General features: G+C 66.6%; 12 protein-coding genes. 7 read left to right on the top strand and 5 right to left on the bottom strand.

Going from position 1 to position 20,050, the window contains the following annotated elements:
* Positions 1 to 54: 54 nt before the first annotated feature.
* Positions 55 to 648, bottom strand: coding sequence for an SMI1/KNR4 family protein (locus V3B41_RS06480; RefSeq protein ID WP_049430040.1), 594 nt, complete (start codon positions 646 to 648; stop codon positions 55 to 57).
* Positions 649 to 781: 133 nt separating this feature from the next.
* Between V3B41_RS06480 and V3B41_RS06475 the strand changes: the two genes are divergently transcribed.
* Positions 782 to 1,567 (top strand): dienelactone hydrolase family protein, encoded by a 786-nt coding sequence (locus V3B41_RS06475; protein ID WP_049430039.1) that lies wholly within the window; start codon positions 782 to 784, stop codon positions 1,565 to 1,567.
* Positions 1,568 to 1,646: 79 nt separating this feature from the next.
* Here the strand turns inward: V3B41_RS06475 and V3B41_RS06470 are convergent, their stop codons facing one another.
* Positions 1,647 to 2,645 carry a polyprenyl synthetase family protein gene (locus tag V3B41_RS06470; RefSeq protein WP_049430038.1) on the bottom strand — a complete coding sequence of 333 codons (999 nt, stop codon included), beginning with the start codon at positions 2,643 to 2,645 and terminating at the stop codon, positions 1,647 to 1,649.
* A gap of 214 nt (positions 2,646 to 2,859) precedes the next feature.
* Here V3B41_RS06470 and V3B41_RS06465 point away from each other — a divergent pair, with 214 nt between their 5' ends.
* Positions 2,860 to 4,473, top strand: coding sequence for an alpha-glucosidase (locus tag V3B41_RS06465; protein WP_049430037.1), 1,614 nt, complete (start codon positions 2,860 to 2,862; stop codon positions 4,471 to 4,473).
* A 212-nt stretch (positions 4,474 to 4,685) separates the two neighbouring features.
* Here V3B41_RS06465 and V3B41_RS06460 read toward each other — a convergent pair whose 3' ends face one another.
* Positions 4,686 to 7,454 (bottom strand): TonB-dependent receptor, encoded by a 2,769-nt coding sequence (locus V3B41_RS06460; protein WP_329860528.1) that lies wholly within the window; start codon positions 7,452 to 7,454, stop codon positions 4,686 to 4,688.
* A 275-nt stretch (positions 7,455 to 7,729) separates the two neighbouring features.
* The gene (locus tag V3B41_RS06455) at positions 7,730 to 9,784 is read right to left on the bottom strand and encodes a glycoside hydrolase family 97 protein (protein WP_329860526.1); all 2,055 of its coding nucleotides are present in this window, start codon (positions 9,782 to 9,784) and stop codon (positions 7,730 to 7,732) included.
* Positions 9,785 to 10,021: 237 nt separating this feature from the next.
* Here V3B41_RS06455 and V3B41_RS06450 point away from each other — a divergent pair, with 237 nt between their 5' ends.
* The 5 genes from V3B41_RS06450 to V3B41_RS06430 all read left to right on the top strand — a co-directional run bounded on the left by V3B41_RS06450 (position 10,022) and on the right by V3B41_RS06430 (position 16,380).
* Positions 10,022 to 12,214 carry a Six-hairpin glycosidase-like protein gene (locus tag V3B41_RS06450; protein ID WP_329860524.1) on the top strand — a complete coding sequence of 731 codons (2,193 nt, stop codon included), beginning with the start codon at positions 10,022 to 10,024 and terminating at the stop codon, positions 12,212 to 12,214.
* The gene (locus V3B41_RS06445; RefSeq protein WP_049430034.1) at positions 12,211 to 13,698 is read left to right on the top strand and encodes an MFS transporter; all 1,488 of its coding nucleotides are present in this window, start codon (positions 12,211 to 12,213) and stop codon (positions 13,696 to 13,698) included. The genes V3B41_RS06450 and V3B41_RS06445 overlap by 4 nt, the downstream gene beginning before the upstream one ends.
* Positions 13,698 to 15,413 carry an alpha-amylase family glycosyl hydrolase gene (locus V3B41_RS06440; protein ID WP_295548982.1) on the top strand — a complete coding sequence of 572 codons (1,716 nt, stop codon included), beginning with the start codon at positions 13,698 to 13,700 and terminating at the stop codon, positions 15,411 to 15,413. The genes V3B41_RS06445 and V3B41_RS06440 overlap by 1 nt, the downstream gene beginning before the upstream one ends.
* A 125-nt stretch (positions 15,414 to 15,538) precedes the next feature.
* Positions 15,539 to 15,925, top strand: a complete 387-nt coding sequence (locus V3B41_RS06435; RefSeq protein ID WP_049430032.1) for an SseB family protein — start codon at positions 15,539 to 15,541, stop codon at positions 15,923 to 15,925.
* A 140-nt stretch (positions 15,926 to 16,065) separates the two neighbouring features.
* Complete coding sequence (locus tag V3B41_RS06430; RefSeq protein WP_329860520.1) at positions 16,066 to 16,380, top strand: hypothetical protein; 315 nt, start codon at positions 16,066 to 16,068, stop codon at positions 16,378 to 16,380.
* 82 nt (positions 16,381 to 16,462) lie between these two features.
* On the opposite strand, the gene V3B41_RS06425 is transcribed toward V3B41_RS06430, so the two are convergent.
* On the bottom strand, positions 16,463 to 20,047 hold the full coding sequence (locus tag V3B41_RS06425) for a M1 family aminopeptidase (RefSeq protein ID WP_049430030.1): 3,585 nt from the start codon (positions 20,045 to 20,047) through the stop codon (positions 16,463 to 16,465).
* Positions 20,048 to 20,050 lie beyond the last annotated feature (3 nt).

Here is a 20,050-nt window from a genome sequence, read left to right as displayed (position 1 = left end):
CATCCACGCATGGCGTGGATCTACTGTAGAGCCGAGCCCATGCTCGGCTGGATTTCAGTCGTCCTGATCGAGGAACGCGTACCCGCCATCGATCAACTGTTGCAGGTACACATCGAAGCTCGGCGCGATCACCGCATAGCTGTCCGGATCATGCAGGTAGCGAACCACCTGGCCGACGGTGCCGCGCGGCGCCGGATCGAAATCCAGGTACAGCATCGAGGTGCCGCCATTGTTCATGCAGTGCGAGAAGCACAGGCGGCGGTTCATCGGCACGTCGGCGTCGATGCCGTCGCCGAGGATCTCCGGTTCGTCATCCAGCCACTCCTCGTAGATCGAGCGGATGCTGTCGTCCCACTGCTGCTGGTCCTCGAAGATCTGTGCCACCGAGCGCAGGTAGTAGGGATAGCCGCCGTCCTCGACGTCCGAACCCAGCATGAGCACGCAGACCTCGCCGCCGGGGTATTCGCGGAAGTGCGTGCCATCCACGCGCGAGAGCAGTTCCACCAGGCTGTCCGGCACCTGCGGCCACTGCACACGCAGGCGCTGCAGGTCCTCGGCGCTGGCGCCCCGTACGTGGGCCCACTGCGGGGCATCGTCGGCAGGCAGGCGCGGGATCAGGCCAGACAGAAAGCGATCAACAAGGTTCATGCGAAAAAAGGGGACGGAGGGGATCAAGTCGTATCCAACCACACCTGCGTCACGTCGCCAATGCAGAATGCGACGCGGGAGGGGCGAATACGGCTTGATCCCCTCCGTCCCCTTTTTCTTGCGGAGCAGGCGCATGAAACGTTGGCGATGCGGTGTGGCGGTGATCCTGGGCCTGGCGGCGCTGCCGGCGTGGGCGGCGATGAAGGCGCAGCCGGTGGAATGGAAGCACCAGGGAACGACCTTCAGTGGCGTACTGGTCTATGACGACGGCGAGCATGACAAGCGCCCTGGCCTCGTGATGGTGCCGAACTGGAAGGGCGTGAACGAATCGGCCATCGAGAAGGCCAAGCAGCTGGCCGGTGACGACTACGTGGTGCTGGTGGCCGATGTCTACGGCAAGGGTGTGCGGCCGAAGACCGATGCCGAGGCCGGGCCGGTAGCGACCAAGCTGCGCAACGACCGGCCGTTGCTGCGTGCCCGCGCGCTGGAGGCGGTGAACGTGCTCAAGGCGCAGGCCGGCAAGGTGCCGCTGGATGCCAGCCGGATCGGCGCGGTCGGGTTCTGTTTCGGCGGCACCACGGTGCTGGAGCTCGCCCGGGCCGGCGCTCCGTTGGCCGGTGTGGTCAGCCTGCATGGTGGGCTGGGTTCGCCGCTGCCGGCGCAGGCCGGTGGCACGCACCCGTCGGTGCTGGTGCTCAATGGTGCCGACGACAAGAGCGTGACCGCCGAGGACATCGCCGGTTTCCAGAAGGAAATGGACGCGGCCAAGGTCGATTGGGAGTTCACCAATTACAGCGGTGCGGTGCACTGCTTCGCCGAGCGCGATGCGAACAGCCCGCCGGGCTGCCAGTACAACGAACGGGCGGCCAAGCGCGCCTGGAAGGCGCTGGATGAGTTCTTCGAGGAGCGTTTCCGGTAAACAAAGGCGTGCCAACCAAGGTTGGCACCCACCCACAGCGGCGGGAATGCCGGCCAGCGGCCGGCACTACCGGAGTTGGTCAATGCGAGCGCTGCACCGCGTAGCGTGCCAGGCCGCGCAGGGCGGCCACCGCATCGTTATCACCCAGGCCATCGAGCGCACGCTCGGCGGCGTCGGCGTATTCCTCGGCACGCGCGCGGCTGTACTCCAGGCCGCCGGTGGCGCGGATCGCGGCCAGCACTTCCGGCATCGCCGAGGCGTCGCCGTCCTGCACGATGGTGCGCAGGCGCTCACGGGTGGCATCGTCGGAGTGCGCCATCGCGTGGATCAGTGGCAGCGTCGCCTTGCCTTCGGCCAGATCATCGCCCAGGTTCTTGCCCAGCTCGTCAGCGTTGGCCGAGTAGTCCAGCACGTCATCGGCGATCTGGAACGCGTAGCCCAGGTGCATGCCGTAGTCGAACAGGGCCTGCTGGGTGGCTTCGTCCACACCGCTGGCCAGCGCGCCCAGGCGGGTGCCGGCGGCGAACAGCACCGCGGTCTTGCGCTCGATCACGCGCAGGTAAGCCGCTTCGTCGGTGTCCGGGTTGTGCACGTGCAGCAGCTGCAGCACCTCACCCTCGGCGATGCGGTTGGTGGCATCGGCCAGGATCTGCATCACCGACATGCGCTCCAGCTCGACCATCAGCTGGAAGCTGCGCGAGTACAGGAAGTCGCCGACCAGCACGCTCGGCGCGTTGCCCCATAGCGCGTTGGCGGTGCTGCGGCCACGCCGCAGGCTGGATTCGTCCACCACGTCGTCGTGCAGCAGGGTGGAGGTGTGGATGAATTCGATGATCGCGGCCAGCTGGTGGTGGTCCGCGCCGACATTGCCGACCGCACGGCCGGCCAGCATCACCAGCATCGGGCGCAGGCGCTTGCCGCCGGCGGAAATGATGTGATCGGCGATCTGGTTGATCAGCACGACGTCCGAAGACAGCCGGCGCCGGATCAGGGCATCGACGGCGGCCATGTCGGCCGCAGCAAGCGACTGGATCTGGGGCAGGCCCAGGGCGGGACGGGTGTCTTCGGTGATGGTCATGCGATCAGGCTTTCAGGCTCACCACTGATTATAGGCGCTGGCCGTGAATTCGGGCGCAAACCGGGCTGGCCGGCGTCCGCGGCCCCGCCAAGGCTGCCGCCTGCGTGAATACGTATGCAGGCCGCGCCATGCCCGGGAGGCCGCCGCTAAGCTTGCCGGAACAGGATTTCGGCCCGCTTCCGGCGGGCCCTGCATGCCCGGAGGGGGGCTGTCGATGTCGCACTATCCATGGTGGCGCGGAGCCGTCATCTACCAGATCTACCCGCGCAGCTACCTCGATGCCAACGGCGATGGCGTGGGCGACCTGCCGGGCATCATCGAGCGGCTGGACCACATTGCCGCGCTGGGCGTGGACGCGATCTGGATCTCGCCGTTCTTCAAGTCCCCCATGGCCGACTTCGGCTACGACATCGCCGACTACCGCGACGTCGACCCGCTGTTCGGCAGTCTGGACGACTTCGATCGCCTGCTGGCCAAGGCGCACGGCCTGGGCCTGAAGGTGATGATCGACCAGGTGCTGAGCCACACTTCGATCGAGCACGCTTGGTTCCGCGAGAGCCGTCAGGACCGCAGCAATCCGAAGGCCGACTGGTACGTGTGGGCCGACCCGCGCGAGGACGGCACCCCGCCGAACAACTGGCTGTCGCTGTTCGGTGGCGGCGCCTGGCAGTGGGAGCCGCGCCGTGAGCAGTACTACCTGCACAACTTCCTGGTCGACCAGCCGGACCTGAACTTCCACCACCCGGACGTGCAGCAGGCCACCCTGGACAACGTACGGTTCTGGCTGGACCGCGGCGTGGACGGCTTCCGCCTGGACGCCATCAATTTCTGCTTCCACGACGCGCAGCTGCGCGACAACCCGCCAAAGCCCGCCGACAAGCGCGTGGGCCGCGGCTTCAGCCCGGACAACCCCTACGCGTACCAGTACCACTACTACAACAACACGCAGCCGGAGAACCTGCCCTTCCTGGAGCAGTTGCGCGCGCTGCTGGACGAGTACCCGGGCGCGGTGAGCCTGGGCGAGATCTCCTCGGAGGACTCGCTGGCCACCACCGCCGAGTACACCCGGGGCGGCCGCCTGCACATGGGCTACAGCTTCGAGCTGCTGGTGGACGACTACAGCGCGGCCTACATCCGCGACACGGTCTCCCGCCTGGAAGCGGCGATGACCGAAGGCTGGCCGTGCTGGGCGGTTTCGAATCACGACGTGGAGCGGGCGGTCAGCCGTTGGGGCGGGCACCCGGCCGACCCGCGGCTGGCGCGTATGCTGGTGGCGCTGCTGTGCTCGCTGCGCGGCTCGGTGTGCCTGTACCAGGGCGAGGAGCTGGGCCTGGCCGAGGCCGAGGTGCCGTTCGAGGCCCTGCAGGACCCCTACGGCATCACCTTCTGGCCGAACTTCAAGGGCCGTGATGGCTGCCGCACGCCGATGCCGTGGACCGATGCGCCGCTGGCCGGTTTCACGTCCGGCCAGCCGTGGCTGCCGATTCCGGCCGAGCACCGGGCGGCGGCGGTGGCCGTGCAGGAACGCGACCCGCACTCGGTGCTGACCGCGTTCCGGGCATTCCTGGCCTGGCGGCGCAGTCAGCCGGCACTTCTGCATGGCAGCATCCGTTTCATCGACAGTACCGAGCCAGTGCTGCTGTTCGAGCGTATGCTTGCAGATGAAACCCTTCTGCTGGCCTTCAACCTGTCGGCCGAGGCGGTGCGCCATCCGCTGCCGCCGGGCAACTGGCAGCAGGTGGCGGTGCCGGGCCCGGATGCGGGCACGGTGCAGGGCAATGAACTCCAGCTGCCGCCGCGCGCGGTGTATTGCGCCCGACGCAGCTGACCGTTTTCTCCGGTGGCGGTACTTGCGGGGACGGGGCCGAAGCGCCCCGTCCCTTTTTTGTGGGCGGGGCCCTGTCGACCAACGGCCAGCCTTTGCGCAAAAGAAAACCCGCTGCCTGCGCAGCGGGTTTCCGGTCCTGCTCCCTGTTTTCTGTTGCCGGCCAGCGGCCGGCACTACCGAGTCCGGGGCGCCGGGCAGGGCCCGGCACGACCTCAGAACTTGTAGTTCACGCCCAGCATGTAGGTGCGGCCCCACTCGATGTACTCCAGCGGGCGGTCCTTGCTGCCGGCATAGGTGCGGTACGGCTCGTTGGTCAGGTTGCTGCCCTGCAGCAGCAGGGTCAGCCCGCGCAGGCTGCTGCTGTCGCTGAAGGTGTAGCTGATCTGTGCATCGGTCACGTTCTCGCCCACCACGTAACGCAGCGTGCGGTTGCCGTTGAAGTTGCCGATCTCACCAATGAAGTCCGAGCGGCGGCGCTGGCTCACGCGTGCTTCAAAGCCACTGCGCTCGTAGTAGGCGGTGAAGTTGTACACGCGCTTGGACAGGCCGGGTAGGCTGATCGGGTCACTGCCCACGCTGGAGGCGCTTTCCGGATCCAGGATGGTGATGTCGCTCTTGTTGAAGGTCGCGCTGGCCTGCACGCCGAAGCCACGCAGGCTGTCGGTCAGCATCTCCAGCGGGAACGACCCGGTCAGTTCCAGCCCCTTCAACGTGCCGCCCTTGCCGTTCTGCGGCGTGGAGAAGGTGCCGGTGGTCAGCACCGGTGCGGTCATGCCCGGTGGCGGCAGGTAGTTGCCCAGCAGGCCGCTGAAGTCATAGTTGTCCACCGATTGCGTGTAGACGTAGCTCTTCAGGTCCTTGTAGAAGATCGCCGCAGCCACGTAGGCCTTCTCGCCGAAGTACTTCTCATAGGACAGGTCCAGCGCGGTTGCGCGCCACGGATCCAGCAGCGGATTGCCGCCGCTGCCACCGGGGCGGCCGTTGTTGGTATCCACGCCGAATTCCAGGCCGGCACGCATCTGGTCCACGCGCGGGCGCGCCACCTGCTTGGCGGCGGCAAAGCGCAGCGTCTGCTGGTGCGGGAACATGAACACCAGGTTCAAGCTCGGCAACCAATCCTTGTAGGTCTTGCCGGCAGAGAAGGGCTGGATGTTGCTGCCCGCCGGCTGCGAGCTGTCCCAGTAGCGCGAATCCGAGCTCTGGTCGGTGTGCTGCATCTGCACGCCGATGTTGCCGCGCACGCCGACCACGCCGATGTCGGTGTTGATGTTCAGGCGTGCCCACGCGGTGGTGATCTTCTCCTCGACCGTCCACGACTTGGGAATCAGGTAGTCCAGGTTGTCGACCGGATTGAAGGTCATGTAGCGACCCACCGCTGCCGGCACGTTCCACGACGGGATGTAGCCGATGCCGGCGAAACCGAGGTTGACCGGCCGGTACTGCAGGTCCGGGGCGATGGTGGATTCGCCTTGGGCGCCGAGCAGGATGTTGCCTTCGGCCTGGGCCTTCTGCTTGCGACGGTCGGCATAGTTCACGCCCACGTCCACATCCGAGAACCAGCTGGACATGGCTTCGGGAACCGGCAGCGTCGCCGCCAGCTTTGCGCCCTTCAAACGGTCTTCGACCTCCGGCACCTTGCCGTAGCCGGAACCATAGATCGTGTTGGTCAGGAACAGGCTGTCCGGATTGGAATAGTCACGCCCCGGCGTGATCTGCGAGAAGCTGTTGTTGTTCACCACCAGGCCGATCGTGTCGAACTGCGGGCGCGGCACCAGCTGCAGGTTGTTTTCCAGATTGATCTCGCGGCGGGTCGCCTTCGAGTAGTTCAGGTCGGCGACCAGCTTCACGCCGCCGACGTTGAACTCGTTGTTCCAGCCGAACGCGTCGATCTTGTCCTTGCGCTTGTTGTACATGCCGCGGACCAGCGGGTACGCATTGCTGATCGTGCCACCGGTGAAGCTGCCATCGGCATTGCGGCCGACATTGCTGAACACCGGCAGGATCGCGTTGGGATTGTTGCTGTCCTCGCCATTGCCACTGAGGCTCAGCTCGAACTGGTTGGCGGTGTCGATCTGCTCGGCTTCGGTGTGGAACGCGTCGAAGGTGCTGGTCCAGCTGTTGCTCGGGCGGAACTGGATCGTCGCCATCACGCCGTCGCGCTTGTTGTTGCCGGTACGGCGCAACGCCTTGATGCCGTCGGTGAAGTAGGTGCCTGGCGCGATTCCGCGACGCTCGCCTTTGTCGGTGTGCTCGGTGGTCCAGGGCTCGTAGAGGCCGACCTGGTTCTCCTGGATCGGCATGTCGCTGTGCGCGTAACCGATGGCGATGCCCAGGGTGTTGTCGAAGAACTGGTCGATATAGCTGGCACTGAAACGATTGCCGTACGGATCGATGTTGGCGGCGCGGCCCAGGGAGCTCTTCTGGTAGCGGCCGCTGACCGCGATCACGCGCTCGCCGAAGCTGAGCGGGCGTGCGGTCTGCATGTCGATGGTGCCCGACAGGCCCTGGCCGACCAGGGCCGCGTCCGGGGTCTTGTAGACGGTCACGCCGTTGACCAGCTCGGACGGGTACTGGTCGAACTCGACGCCGCGGTTGTCACCGGTGCTGACCACTTCACGGCCATTGAGCAGGGTGGTGGCGAAGTCGGGTGACAGGCCGCGCACGCTGATCACCTGCGCACGGCCGGCAACGCGCTGGGCGGCCAGGCCGGGAAGGCGCGAGATGGATTCGGCGATGCTGACGTCGGGCAGCTTGCCGATGTCTTCGGCGGAGATCGCCTCGACCACCGAGGTGGCGTCCTGCTTGACTGCGATCGCGCTCTCGATGCCGCGGCGGATGCCGGTGACCTGCACCGTATCCAGGTTGGTGGCGGCGGTGCCGGCCGGCGTGGTGGTGCTCTGCGTGGACTGTGCCGACGCCAGCGTCGGCGCCAGCACAACGGCCAGCGCGAGACTCAGCGCACTGTGCTTGTGGTTCAACATTTTCCCCTCCCAGGCAATGTTGCAGATCGATCTGTGAGCGTTCCGGCGGTGCCGTGAACGTGCGACGCGGTGGCCGCTGTCGTCGCCGCTATGGTAGGCAGCGCATTCTTCGCGGGAATCACCCTGCATACGTATTCAATGGCGTTTGCAGGGGTGTAATCGCTTTCAAGTGTCTCGTTCTGTAGAACCGAGCCCATGCTCGGCTGCATTTCGGTGCTGCGCACCGCCGCCCGAGCGTGGGCTCGGGCGCTACGGGGGCGCAGGCAGGAAAACGTTCAGCGGATCGGCGTGAAGCGGATGGCCTGCCCACCGCCCGGCGCCAGCACCAGCGTCAGGGCATCGGCGCTGGTCACCTCGCGGGTTTCCCGGGCGAATGCGAACGGGTTGCTGCGGAAGTCGGCGCCGTCACCATCGCGGTAGATCTCTGCGCGATAGCGCACGCCGGGTTCCAGGAAGCCCAGCGACACCGGCAGCACGCGGCCGTGTTCATCGGTGATGCTGCCGAGGAACCAGTCGCGGCTGTTGCGGTCGCGGCGCACGATGGTCACGTAGTCGCCCACTTCGCCATCGAGCACGCGGCTCTGCTCCCAGTCCACCGCCACGTCCTCGATGAAGCGGAACGCCTCGCGGTGCTGCAGGTAGTGCTCGGGCAGGTCGGCGGCCATCTGGATCGGGCTGTACAACACCACGTACAGGGCAAGCTGGCGGGCCAGCGTGCTGGGGATGGCCAGGCCGTGGCGGCCCTTCAGGCTGAGGATGCCGGGGGTGTAATCCATCGGCCCGGCCAGCATCCGGGTGAAGACCAGGTTGACCTCGTGCTCCGGCGGGTTCGGCGGCTGGCCCCAGGCGTTGTACTCCATGCCGCGCGCGCCTTCGCGAGAGATCCAGTTGGGGTAGGTGCGGCGCAGGCCGGTGTCCTTGATCGGCTCATGCGGGTTCACCGACAGGTGCCGGCGCGCGGCCTCCTGCACCACCTTCAGGTGATGGCGGGCCATGAACTGCCCGTCGTGCCACTCGCGCCAGAGCGGGCCGCCGGCTGGGTTGCGGCGGTCGACCTGGCCATCGTCGCAGACGTAGCCGGTCTTGAACTGGTCCACGCCCAGCCGTGCGTACAGGTCCAGCGCGGCGCCCAGCTGATCCTCGTAGTGCTCGATGGCGCAGCCGGTTTCGTGGTGGCCGATCAGGTGCACGCCCTTTTTCAGGCCATACGCCGACAGCGCGTCGATATCGAAATCGGGCGTGGCGCGGGTGAAATCGAATTCGTAGCCGTTGCCCACCCACATGCCGTCCCAGCCGGGATTCCAGCCTTCCACCAGCACGCCACGGAAGCCGTGCGCAGCGGCGAAGTCGATCACCTTCTTCGTCTTGGCGGTGGTGGCCGCATGCTTCGGCCCGGTCGCCCAGCTCTCGTTGTCCAGGTGCATCGACCACCACACGCCCAGGTACTTGGCTGGCTTCACCCAGCTCACGTCGCCCAGCGCGTTGGGCTCGTTGAGGTTGAGGATCAGGTCCGATTCGACCAGCCCACCTGCGCGGTCAGCAATCTGCAGCGTGCGCCACGGTGTGGCGAAGGGCAGGGCGCGGCGCACCTTCCAGCCTTCGGCCGCAGGCGAAAGCTGCGCGCGCAGGCGCTGGCCCTCGGTGCGGCGTAGCCACATGCCGGCGTAGTCCACCAGCGCGGCCTCGTGGATTGCCACGTGCAGGCCATCGCGGCTGCGCAGGGTCATCGGCGTATGTACCAGCGGCACTTCGCGCAGCGGGGTGCGCTGGTACAGGTATTCGTAGTGGATCGGCTCGCCGGCCAGAATCCACCAGGCGGTCGATTCCGGCGCGATGGCGAACTCGGTCAGCTCGTCATCGATGATCGCCTCGCGCAGGTTGGGCTGCTCGGGGAACACATAGCGGAAGCCGAGGCCGTCGTCATAGACGCGGAACACCACATCCAGGCGGCGCTTGTTGCCGGTGTTCTCGGCCAGCTGAACTGTCAGTTCGTTGAAGTGGTTTCGGGTGAGCCGGCGCTCGCCCCAGGGCTGTTCCCAGCGGTCGTCGACGCTGCGTTGCTGCTGGCCGATCACCGCGAAATCACGATCCAGCCGGCCGTCGCGCAGGGCGAAGCCCAGCTTCGAATCCTCCACCACGGTCTCGCCGAAACGCTCGACGCGATAGCGCGCCGTGCCGCCGTCCAGCACCAGGCTGGCCCTGAGCACTTTGCCCGGCGATTCGACGCTGACAACCTGCGGCGCAGCCTGCGACAGCGCCGCCATTCCCAGCAATGCCAGGCCGAACACATGCGCGAGCGCGCTGCGTACAGCAGTGGGTGACATCGGCATTTCCCCTCCCAAGGCGCCGTTGGCAGACCCGGACCATAAGCCAGCGCAGCCGGCGCGCTACCGCGCAGCGCCATGAATACGTATGCAGCTGGGCGCAGTCGACAGCCCCGCGTCTACCATGGGGCCAAGGCCCCTTGAGGGAGGGGCCGCGCCCGCCCGCCGGCAACGACGGTACGGACCTACAACGCGTGCAGAGAGGGAGGGAGGCCGACGGGCGCAAGCCGGTCCGCCGCTTCGATGCTGAAGATCATTTGCCTGACCGCTGCCCTTGGGGCAGCGCTGGGATCGACCGCGCAGGCGGCCGACCTGCAATTCGACGGCCGCCACGCGCGCGCCGAAGCCGCTGCCAACGGCAGCTTCGTGCTGCATGCGCCGAAGGGGGCAGTCCAGATCGCAGCCGCACCGATGCGCAGCCGCACCGGCAGCGTGATGTTCGATGCACTGTTCGCGCTTGCCCAGCAGGAGATGGACCAGGACCGCGTGGACGCGATCCGTGATCCTGCCTTCGACGAAGGCAGGCCGGTGCCGTGCGAGTGTTTCCAGACCGGCGCACGCTGGCCCTATGTCTGGACCCGCGATGTCAGCTTCGCCGCCGACCTGGCGCTGGCGCGGCTGGACCCCCTGCGCACCCGTCAGTCGCTGCAGTTCAAGCTGTCGGCGGCGCGCGACGGGCACACGCCCGGCCTGTTCGTGGCGCAGGACACCGGTTCCGGCGGCAGCTGGCCGATCAGCAGCGACCGCGTGGTGTGGTTCCTGGCCGCGCGCCACCTGCTGGATGATCCGGCGTTTGCCGATCAGGTCTGGCAGGCGCTGCAGGGTACGCTGGCGCAGGACCGGGCGATGGTGTTCGACGCGCAGATGGGCCTGTACCGCGGCGAGACCTCGTTCCTGGACTGGCGTGAGCAGACCTATCCGGACTGGACCCGCGAGGATGTGCGTTTCATCGGTGATTCCTATGCGTTGTCCACCAACGTGCTGCACTACCAGGCGCTGCGCCTGGCCGAGCAGCTGGCCGCCCAACGCGGTGACGCCCGTGCGGCCGAATACAGGGCCTGGGCCGACGCGCTGGCGCAGCAGATCGATGCGCGCTTCTGGCGCGAGGACATCGGCCTGTACATGAGCTACATCGGTGAAGCCGCGCACCCGGTGCCGTATGCCAAGGTGGATCTGCTCGGCCTGTCGCTGGGCATCCTGGCCGACGTGCTGCCGCCCGAGCGTGCGCGCCGTGCGCTGGCGGCGTACCCGATCGGGCCGGCTGGCAGCCCGGTGGTCTGGCCGCAGGAAGCGCAGCAGCCGATCTACCACAACCGTGCGATCTGGCCGTTCGTCAGCGCCTATTCGCTGCGTGCAGCGCGGCAGCTGGACGATGCGCCGCGCATCGCCGCCGAGATCCGCTCGCTGATGCAGGGTGCCGCGCTGGCCGGTTCCAACATGGAGAACTACGAGCTGGTCAGCCAGGCGGTGCATGTCGAGGAAGGCGCGCTGAGCGGCCCGGTGGTCAATTCCGAGCGGCAGCTGTGGTCGGTGGCGGGGTACCTGTCGATGGTGGTCGAAGGTGTATTCGGCGTGCAGGACGATGGCAGCGTGCAGCCCAAACTGCCGGCCAGCCTGGTGCCCGAGCTGTTCGGCAAGCAGCGCCGCATCACCTTGGAGGCCAACGGCAAGCGCTACGTGCTGGAGCGCCCGCAGACCGTAAGCGATGGCCTGCTGGTGTCAGGCAGGACCACCACGCGTGGCAGCATCACGACGGTGCAGCTGGTCGCCGCCCCGGCAGCAACTGGTTTCGCTGCCACGACTGCGGATGCCAACGCCCGTGCGCCGGTCACGCCGGTGGCACCGCAGGCCCTGCGCAAGGGCGCGGGTTGGAACGTTGCGGTGGCAGCCGATCAGGTGCTGTGGAAGGACGGCAAGGCAGTCACTGCCAGCAACGGCGTGGCGCGCATCAGCGACGATGGCCTGCAGCACTGCCTCAGCCTGACCCGCCGCGAAGGCCGGCTGGAATCGCTGCACAGCCCGATGGTCTGTGTCGGGCCGGAGCAGCGGCTGAAAGGGGGACAGCGCTGGCAGTTCACTTCGGCCAAGGCCGGGCACGTACGCCTGCGGTTGCAGTACGCCAACCCGAACGGGCCGATCAATACGGGCGTCACCGCTGCGGTGAAGCAGCTGGCGCTGCAGTGCGCGGGCCAGCCGCTGCAACGGCACACGGTTGCCTTGCCGCACAGCGTGGCCGTTCAGGATTCCACGGCGGCGACGTTCGCAGTACCCAAGGGACCGTGCACGGTCACGCTTGAAGAGGGTTTCAACATGAGCGCGCTGGAACACTTCGCGCATTACACCGGTGGCAAGGGCGGGCGCGACGGTGTGCTCAACCAGGCGAAGGTGCTGGCATTGAAGGTGGTGCAGGTGGCCGTGGAAGAGGGCGCACGATGAATCGTCCCGCCAAACCGCAGCTGTCGTTCTGGCAGATCTGGAACATGTGTTTCGGCTTCCTTGGCATCCAGTTCGGTTTCGCGCTGCAGAATGCCAATGCCAGCCGCATCTTCGAGACGCTGGGCGCGGACATCGAGGCGGTGCCCGGGCTGTGGATCGCCGCACCGCTGACCGGCCTGCTGGTGCAGCCGGTGATCGGCTACCTGTCCGACCGCACGTGGACGCGCTGGGGCCGCCGCCGTCCGTTCTTCATGATCGGTGCGGTGCTGACCACGCTTGCCCTGCTGGTGATGCCGAACTCGCCGACGCTGTGGATCGCCGCCGGCACGCTGTGGGTGCTCGACGCTTCGATCAACGTGTCGATGGAACCGTTCCGAGCCTTCGTGGGCGACCAGCTGGCACCGCGGCAGCGGCCCACCGGCTATGCGATGCAGAGCTTCTTCATCGGCGTGGGCGCGATTGTCGCCAGCTTCCTGCCGTTCATCCTTGCCCACTTCGGCGTGGCCAATACGGCTGCCGCCGGTGAAGTGCCGGACACCGTGCGCTATGCGTTCTACTTCGGCGCGGTGGTGCTGCTGGCGGCGATCACCTGGACGGTGGTCAGTACCCGCGAGTATTCGCCGGCACAGCTGGCTGCATTCGATGATGCCGAGCCACCTTCGCACCATGCCGCGCGCGCTGTCAGCGGACCGGCACCGTGGACGCAGGTGGCGCTGTGGCTGGGGCTGGGCGTGCTGCTGGCCCTGCTGATCGCCTGGCGCCAGGGTGACAGGATGCTGTACGTGCTGGCGGGACTGTGTGCAGGCTACGGCCTGCTGCTGGCCGTGGCCCGCGCGCTGCCTGGCACGCATATGCTGGCCGCCATCGTCGGCGACCTGCGAGCGATGCCGGTGACCATGCGGCGGCTGGCCTGGGTGCAGTTCTTCTCGTGGTTCGCGCTGTTCGCAATGTGGATCTACACCACCGCGGCGGTGGCTGGTGTCCACTTCGGTTCGGCCGACCCGAAGACGGCGGCCTACAACGAGGGCGCCAACTGGGTGGGCGTACTGTTCGGCGCCTACAACGGCTTCGCTGCGCTGGCTGCGGTACTGATTCCACCGATGGTGCGTGCCATCGGCCTGCGCTGGAGCCACCTGGTCAACCTGTGGTTGGGTGGCGCCGGTCTGGTGTCGCTGATGTTCATCCGCGACCCGCACTGGCTGTTGCTGTCGATGGTCGGCGTCGGCTTCGCCTGGGCGTCGATCCTGTCGCTGCCGTATGCGCTGCTGTCCGACAGCGTGCCGGCGTCGAAGATGGGCGTGTACATGGGCATCTTCAATTTCTTCATCGTGATCCCGCAGCTGGTCGCGGCCAGCGCGCTCGGCTTTGCGCTGCGCGCGTGGCTGGGTGGCCAGCCGATGCATGTGCTGGTACTGGGCGGCTGCAGCCTGTTCGTCGCCGGCCTGTGCGTGCTGCGGGTTCCGTCCCGTCCGGAGGTGGTGTGATGCGTGCTGCGTTGGCTGTTGCTGTTTCCCTTGCCCTGTTCGCCGGCCAGGCCGTGGCCACTCCGCGCCCGGACTACGTTGGTACCACCGAGCCGTTCGCCAGCGATGCGGTGTACTTCGTGGTCACCGACCGCTTCGTCAATGGCGATCCCTCCAACGATCACCGCGACCAGGGTGGCAAGCACCGCACCTTCGATATCCCGGTGCCGTGCCCGGACAAGGTGGACGGCAACATCGGCTACCTCGGCGGTGACTTCCGCGGCGTGCTCGACAATGCGCAGTACATCCGCAGCCTGGGTTTCGGTGCGGTATGGATCACGCCGATCGTCGACAACCCGGATGAAGCCTTCACCGGCAGCAAGCCGATCAGCTGCACCAGCACGCTGACCGACCGCGGCAAGACCGGCTACCACGGCTACTGGGGCATCAACTTCTACACACTCGACGAGCACCTGCCGAGCAAGGACCTGGACTTCGCCGGCCTGACCAAGGGCCTGCACGGCGCCGGCCTGAAGGTGGTGCTGGACATCGTCGGCAACCACGGTTCGCCGGCCTGGACCATGCCCACGCGGCAACCGCAGTTCGGCCAGATCTTCGACAAGGATGGAACGCTGATTGCCGACCACCAGAACCTGCCGCCGCAGAAGCTGGACCCGAAGCACAACCCGCTGCACGCGTTCTACAACAACATCGGTCCGGTCGACAGCAAGGACGGTTCGATCTTCGATGGCAACCTGGCCGAGCTGTCCGACTTCAACCAGGACAATCCGGCGGTGATGGACTACCTGGTCGGTGCTTATCTGCAATGGACCGCGCAGGGCGTGGACGCGCTGCGCATCGACACCATCGGCTGGCTGCCGCACCCGTGGTGGCACGCCTTCGTCAAGCGAATCCGCGCCGAGCACCCGGGCATGTTCATGTTCGGCGAAGCGTTCGACTACGATGCCGCGCGCATCGCCGAGCACACCTGGCCGGCCAATGCGAACGTGAGCGTGCTCGATTTCCCGCTGCGTGGCGCGCTGGAGCAGACCTTCGGCACCGCCGGAAAAGGCTTTGAGATGCTGGCCGAGCCGCTGCACCTGAGCGGTGGTCCGTACGCCAACCCGTACGAGCTGATGAGCTTCTACGACAACCACGACATGCCGCGCCTGCAGGCCAGTGACAACGGCTTCATCGACGCGCACAACTGGCTGTTCACCGCGCGCGGCATTCCGGTGGTCTATTACGGTTCGGAAACCGGCTTCATGCGCGGCCGCGCCGAGCATGCCGGCAACCGGGCCTACTTTGGCCAAACGCGCGTGGACGCCGCGCCGCAGAGCCCGATCTTCGTGCCGCTGCAGCGCATCGCCAAACTGCGTGAAGCGACCCCGGCACTGCAGCGTGGCCTGCAGGTGAACGAGCGGCTGCAGGGTGACGAGGCGGTGTTCTTCCGCGTGCTGCAGCACGGCGATGTGGCGCAGACGGCGCTGGTGCTGCTGAACAAGGGCGATGCGGCGCGCACCTTCGAGGTGGAGCGCTACCTGCAGGCCGGTACCTGGCGCGACGCACTGGGTGGCGGCACGGTGCAGGTCAAGCGCCAGCTGAAGGCTGCCGTGCCGGCGCATGGGGTGAAGGTCTACGTGCTGGATGCGCCTGTGCAGCAGCCTGCGCTGCAGGCCGAACTGGACAAGGCGATGGCCGACCAGCAGGCACGGGACCAGCGGCTGGGGCGTTGATGGGCCTGGCCCAGGCGGCTGTAGGGCCGAGCCCATGCTCGGCTGCGCTTCTGAGGAACGCAGATAGGGGCAGCCGAGCGTGGGCTCGGCTCTACAATAGGAGCCCCTATCTCCCCGCCGTTGCCATGACCGACCTCGCCCCGCAGACCCCGATCGAAACCCTGCTGAAGGCGGCGATGGACGGTGCCGTCCCGATCCGCGCCTTCATGGAGGCCTTCGTTGCCTCCGAGGTGGTGCTGCTGACCGGCAGCCTGGTAACCCCCGACGGCAGCGGCTTCGACCCGTTGCTGTTCGACAAGCAGGGCACCCTGCACGTGGCAGTGTTCACCGACCCGTCGCGGGTCGGCATCTACAGCCAGCAGGTCCCCCACCAGATCCGCTGGCTGATGCTGGACGTGCTGCGCCGCGTACCGGGTGGCTACGGCGTGGTGATCAACCCCGGCACGTCGCTGGGCTTCGAGATCTCGCCCAGCGGTATCGGCGAAATCCTGAAGGACTTCGCCCAGGGCTGATTGTCCTGTAGAGCCGAGCCCATGCTCGGCTGCCTTCCGCACAATGCCTGATCAGTCGAGCACGGCTCGACGCTACAGAAGGCTTCCTTTCGAACGCCGTCCGTGATCCCCTTGGGCGACATCGGGATCGAGGCTTCGCCATGGAATTCAGAGGACTACCCGCCGACGCGCCGGCACGATCACGCCATTCCCGCTCGGCCCTGATCTTCCTGATCGCGGCCATCGTTGCCGCCCTGGTGGCCATGCCGCTGCTGCGCGCGGTGGGCATGGTGCTGTGGCCGGTGTTCGTCATTGCCTGGCTGATCAACCTGGGCGCTGCCTGGCATCTGGCCCAGTGGGCGCGGCAGCAGGGGCGCTCGGCGTGGGCATTCGGGTTGTTGGCGGCGCTGGGTACCGTCGCCTCGATCGTGGTGTACGTACTGCTGGCGTTGCTGGGACCGAAGGCCGCGCGCTGAATCCGCGCGGCCAGTCCGGGCCATGTGCCGAGCATGGCTCGGCACTACAGTAGAGCCGAACCATGCTCGCCTGCTTGGGGCCTCACATCGTCACCTTGCGCCGGTTGTCGTCGCTCACCCGGTCGATCAGCTTGTTGTAGGGATCGAAGCCCGCTTCATCCGGCTTCTCGTCCACCGTCACCGTGATCTTCGGCTCGGCACTGGTGATGTGATGGCGCTGCAGGTACAGCACTTTCTGGTCGCGTTCCTTGCCGGAAGGGCCGTTGGCGAACACGCCGATCTCGACCCAGTCATCCATCTTCCCGTCGCTTTCCTGGCCCTTGCCGTCGGCATACTGCTTGGCCGCGTGCAGGTCCACGGTCACGTCGTAGCGGCCGTCATCGCGCTTGCGGGCGCTGGCGGCCATCACCCGGTTGTCGTAGAAGCTGATCTTCTCGAACAGGTCGGTAACCAGCTGCTGGCGGTCGGCCGGGGTCTCGGCGCGGATGTAGCCCAGCAATTCGCGCGAGGTGGTGTAGGGCGGTTGCTGGTAACCCTTGTCCTGCAGGAAACGCTTCAATGCCCGGTTAAGCGCCTGCTCGCCGATCTCCTCGCGCAGCCGGTAGAACACCAGCGAACCCTTCTGGTAGTGGATGTACTGCTGGTTCTCCACACGTTCCAGCGGCTGTTCCTCGATGGCCTCGCCACCACGTCCGGACAGGTAGCCGTCCAGTTCGCGCTTGAGGAACTGGCGCATGTGCTGGCGGCCGTACTCCTGCTCCATCACCATCAGTGCCGAATACTGCGACAGCGATTCGGACAGCACCGTCGCGCCCTGCACGTTGGCACCGATTACCTGGTGCGCCCACCACTGGTGTGCGATCTCGTGCGCGGTCACGTAGAAAACGTAGTCCACCTTGTCCGGGTCACGCAGGTCGGCGATGAAACCGATGGCCTCGGAGTAGGGGATGGTGTTGGCGAACGACTGCGCGAAGCGCGCATAGCCCGGGAACTCGATGATGCGTACCTGGCGGTGCTGGTACGGGGTGAAGTTCGCTTCGTAGTAGGCCAGCGACTTCTGCACCGCCTCGATCATCCGGTCCACGTTGTAGCCGTGCGCCGGGTCGAAGTAGACCTCGATCGGGATGTCCTTGTACTTCGCCTTGCGCACGTCCCAACGCGCCGACAGGTAGGCATAGAAGTTCAGCATCGGCCGGTCCATGGCATAGCTGAAGCAACGCCGGCCTTTCACCGTGGTCTCGTGCTGCAGGTAGCCCGGGGCCAGCGCGACCTGGTCAGCCGCGGTGCAGACGGTGGTGCGGAAATCGAGCCAGTCAGCATCATTGGAAATGTAGGTGTTGGCGCGCGCCGCTTCGTCTTCCAGCTTGGGCATGCGCCGCGGCTCGCCGAGATCACGCTTGCGCCGCTCGTTGCGGTCGGTGATCTCCGCGCCTTCGTTGTAGCCGAATGACGGCAGCACGCGGCTGTTGAAGAACGTGCCGTTGTCCACAAGGTTGCTCGGCGCCTGGCCGGCGGTGATGCCATTGGGCTTCTGCACCACCCGGAAATGGACACGGCGGCTTTCGCCCGGTTGCAGGGGCTTGTCCAGCCGGTAGATGCGATACCCCAGGTCCTTGTCATGGAAGGCCATCGTCTGTCCGCCAAGATCGGCGGCTACCAGCTGTTTGTCATCACCCATCGAGACATGCAGTTCCGGGATCGGCTGCGCGTGCAGGTTGCGGATCGTCCAGTTCGCATCGATCACCATCGACTGCGATTCGGGGGACAGGTCCACGCGGTTGTCTACCGCCACGATGCGCGGCTGCGGCAGGTTGCGGTACTTCGACAGCTCGCGCTCGTAGCGGGCCTGCAGGTCCAGCTGTTGATCCGGGGAAAGGAACTCGTTGCGGATGTTGGTGCTCCAGTACAGCCAGCCGCCCACGCCGACAAAGGCCAGGGCGGCCACTGCGGCGAAGACACCGGTCGGACCCCACAGGCGACGCCGGGCCAGGGCCAGGCGCTGGCGCAGGCCCTGGCTGACACCACGCACCCAGAACGCGGAGGCCACGCACATCATCGCGAGCAGGAACAACGCCCAATAGCCCTGGAACGCCAGCTGTCCGGTGAGGAAGTGGCCGTAGCCGTTCATATCCGAATAGGGAGCGATCGGCCAGCTGCCGAAGTTGTAGATGTTCTGCGTGTAGTCGAGCATGCCCAGCACGCCCTGGCCGATCATCACCACGATCAGCAGCGCGTAACCGACGAACTTGTTGTTGGTGAGCACCTGCAGCACCAGCGCCAGGCCCCCCATCAGGATGTAGACCACCGAATCCAGCGCCAGGCTGCGCAGGTAGAGCAGCGGCTCCAGGTGCGTATAGCCCTTGGCCAGCTGCACGCTCATCGCGGCCAGCGCGCCGGCCGCCTGGAAACAGGCGATCACCGCCACCAGCGCGACGAACTTGGCCAGCAGCGGTACCCAGTTCGGCACCGGCATGGCGTCGGTCACTTCATTGATGCGCGCGCCGCGTTCCTTCCAGACCAGCTCGCCGGCGAAGAACAGCACGATGATGATCAGCAGCCAGCTGAAGGCGCCCTGCAGGCCCATGATCATCTGTGAGGTGACCGGCCAGATCGAGGTGCCATACAGCGTCTGCCGGAACAGGGCGCTGGGCAGGAAGTTGGCCAGCCCCAGCACCAGCAGCACGATGAACGGGACGCTGCGCAGCACGCCGCCGGTGTCGAAACGCACCTGGCGCAGGAACTGGTGCCATGCGGTGCTGCCAGTGAACGCCGGTACCACGCGGGGTAGGGCTGCGCGGGCAGGACGAACAGTCACCGTATCGGCGGCCGCCAGCGTGAGCTTGCGTCCCCAGCGCCGGCGGCCGCTGCCGCTGCGTTCGGTGCGGAACAGCGCGAACGTGGCGGCGAACAGCACCGCGGCCACGCCCAGCCACAGGGCGCGGTTGGCCAGCAGGTAACCGGCCAGCGCCGGAATGCCGCTGTTGCGTTCGGCGGTGGACCAGTAGCGGATGGTGCGGCCCAGTGCACGCATGCCGAGCGGCTCGCTCAGTACCGCGATCCAGGTGTTGTCGATGTCGCGCAGCAGGGCGGCACTGGCGCCGTACAGCACCAGGTAGGCCACCAGGCCGATGTAGACCCACAGGATCGAGCGGGTCACCGCGGCCAGCAGTGACAGCAGCGCGGTGGTGAACAGCAGGTTGGGAATGACGATGACCGCAAAGGTCCAGGCATAGCCCTGCCAACTGATCGGGCCCACGCGTTCGGGATCGACCCAGGGCATGAACGGCGCCAGCCACAGGCCGAACGCGATCACTACATAGACCAGCAGTCCAGCCGCCAGTGCTGCGGCGATGCGTCCGGCAAGATAGTCGCGGCGCTTCACCGGGCTGGCGAAGATCAGTTCGGCGGTGCCGAGCTCGAAGTCACGCAGCAGCGCATTGCTGACGAACAGCGCGGTGACAAGCATGCCAAGCAGGGTGAAGATGCCCAGCATCTGCGCGATCACCGTCGGCGCGTTGCTATGCACGTTGCCGGTGCCGCCACCGATCTGCACCGCATCGCTGGAGGCCGCGGCGAAGGCGAGCAGGGCGAACAGCCCGGCCAGCAGCCACAGCAGTGGGGAACGCAGCTGCTCGCGCAGCTCGAAGCGGAAGAAGTTGAAGATCATGGC

It is taken from the genome of Stenotrophomonas sp. SMYL89, assembly GCF_036319985.1.
GTDB lineage: Bacteria > Pseudomonadota > Gammaproteobacteria > Xanthomonadales > Xanthomonadaceae > Stenotrophomonas > Stenotrophomonas maltophilia_Q.
Note: the sequence above shows the minus strand (reverse complement) of the source record. Positions and strands in the feature narration are given on the sequence as shown.

Bases quoted from the DNA above. Each gene is read 5' to 3' on its own strand.
- V3B41_RS06480 (WP_049430040.1), bottom strand. From the start codon at position 648: ATGAACCTTGTTGATCGCTTTCTGTCTGGCCTGATCCCGCGCCTGCCT.
- V3B41_RS06475 (WP_049430039.1), top strand. From the start codon at position 782: ATGAAACGTTGGCGATGCGGTGTGGCGGTGATCCTGGGCCTGGCGGCG.
- V3B41_RS06470 (WP_049430038.1), bottom strand. From the start codon at position 2,645: ATGACCATCACCGAAGACACCCGTCCCGCCCTGGGCCTGCCCCAGATC.
- V3B41_RS06465 (WP_049430037.1), top strand. From the start codon at position 2,860: ATGTCGCACTATCCATGGTGGCGCGGAGCCGTCATCTACCAGATCTAC.
- V3B41_RS06460 (WP_329860528.1), bottom strand. From the start codon at position 7,454: ATGTTGAACCACAAGCACAGTGCGCTGAGTCTCGCGCTGGCCGTTGTG.
- V3B41_RS06455 (WP_329860526.1), bottom strand. From the start codon at position 9,784: ATGCCGATGTCACCCACTGCTGTACGCAGCGCGCTCGCGCATGTGTTC.
- V3B41_RS06450 (WP_329860524.1), top strand. From the start codon at position 10,022: ATGCTGAAGATCATTTGCCTGACCGCTGCCCTTGGGGCAGCGCTGGGA.
- V3B41_RS06445 (WP_049430034.1), top strand. From the start codon at position 12,211: ATGAATCGTCCCGCCAAACCGCAGCTGTCGTTCTGGCAGATCTGGAAC.
- V3B41_RS06440 (WP_295548982.1), top strand. From the start codon at position 13,698: ATGCGTGCTGCGTTGGCTGTTGCTGTTTCCCTTGCCCTGTTCGCCGGC.
- V3B41_RS06435 (WP_049430032.1), top strand. From the start codon at position 15,539: ATGACCGACCTCGCCCCGCAGACCCCGATCGAAACCCTGCTGAAGGCG.
- V3B41_RS06430 (WP_329860520.1), top strand. From the start codon at position 16,066: ATGGAATTCAGAGGACTACCCGCCGACGCGCCGGCACGATCACGCCAT.
- V3B41_RS06425 (WP_049430030.1), bottom strand. From the start codon at position 20,047: ATGATCTTCAACTTCTTCCGCTTCGAGCTGCGCGAGCAGCTGCGTTCC.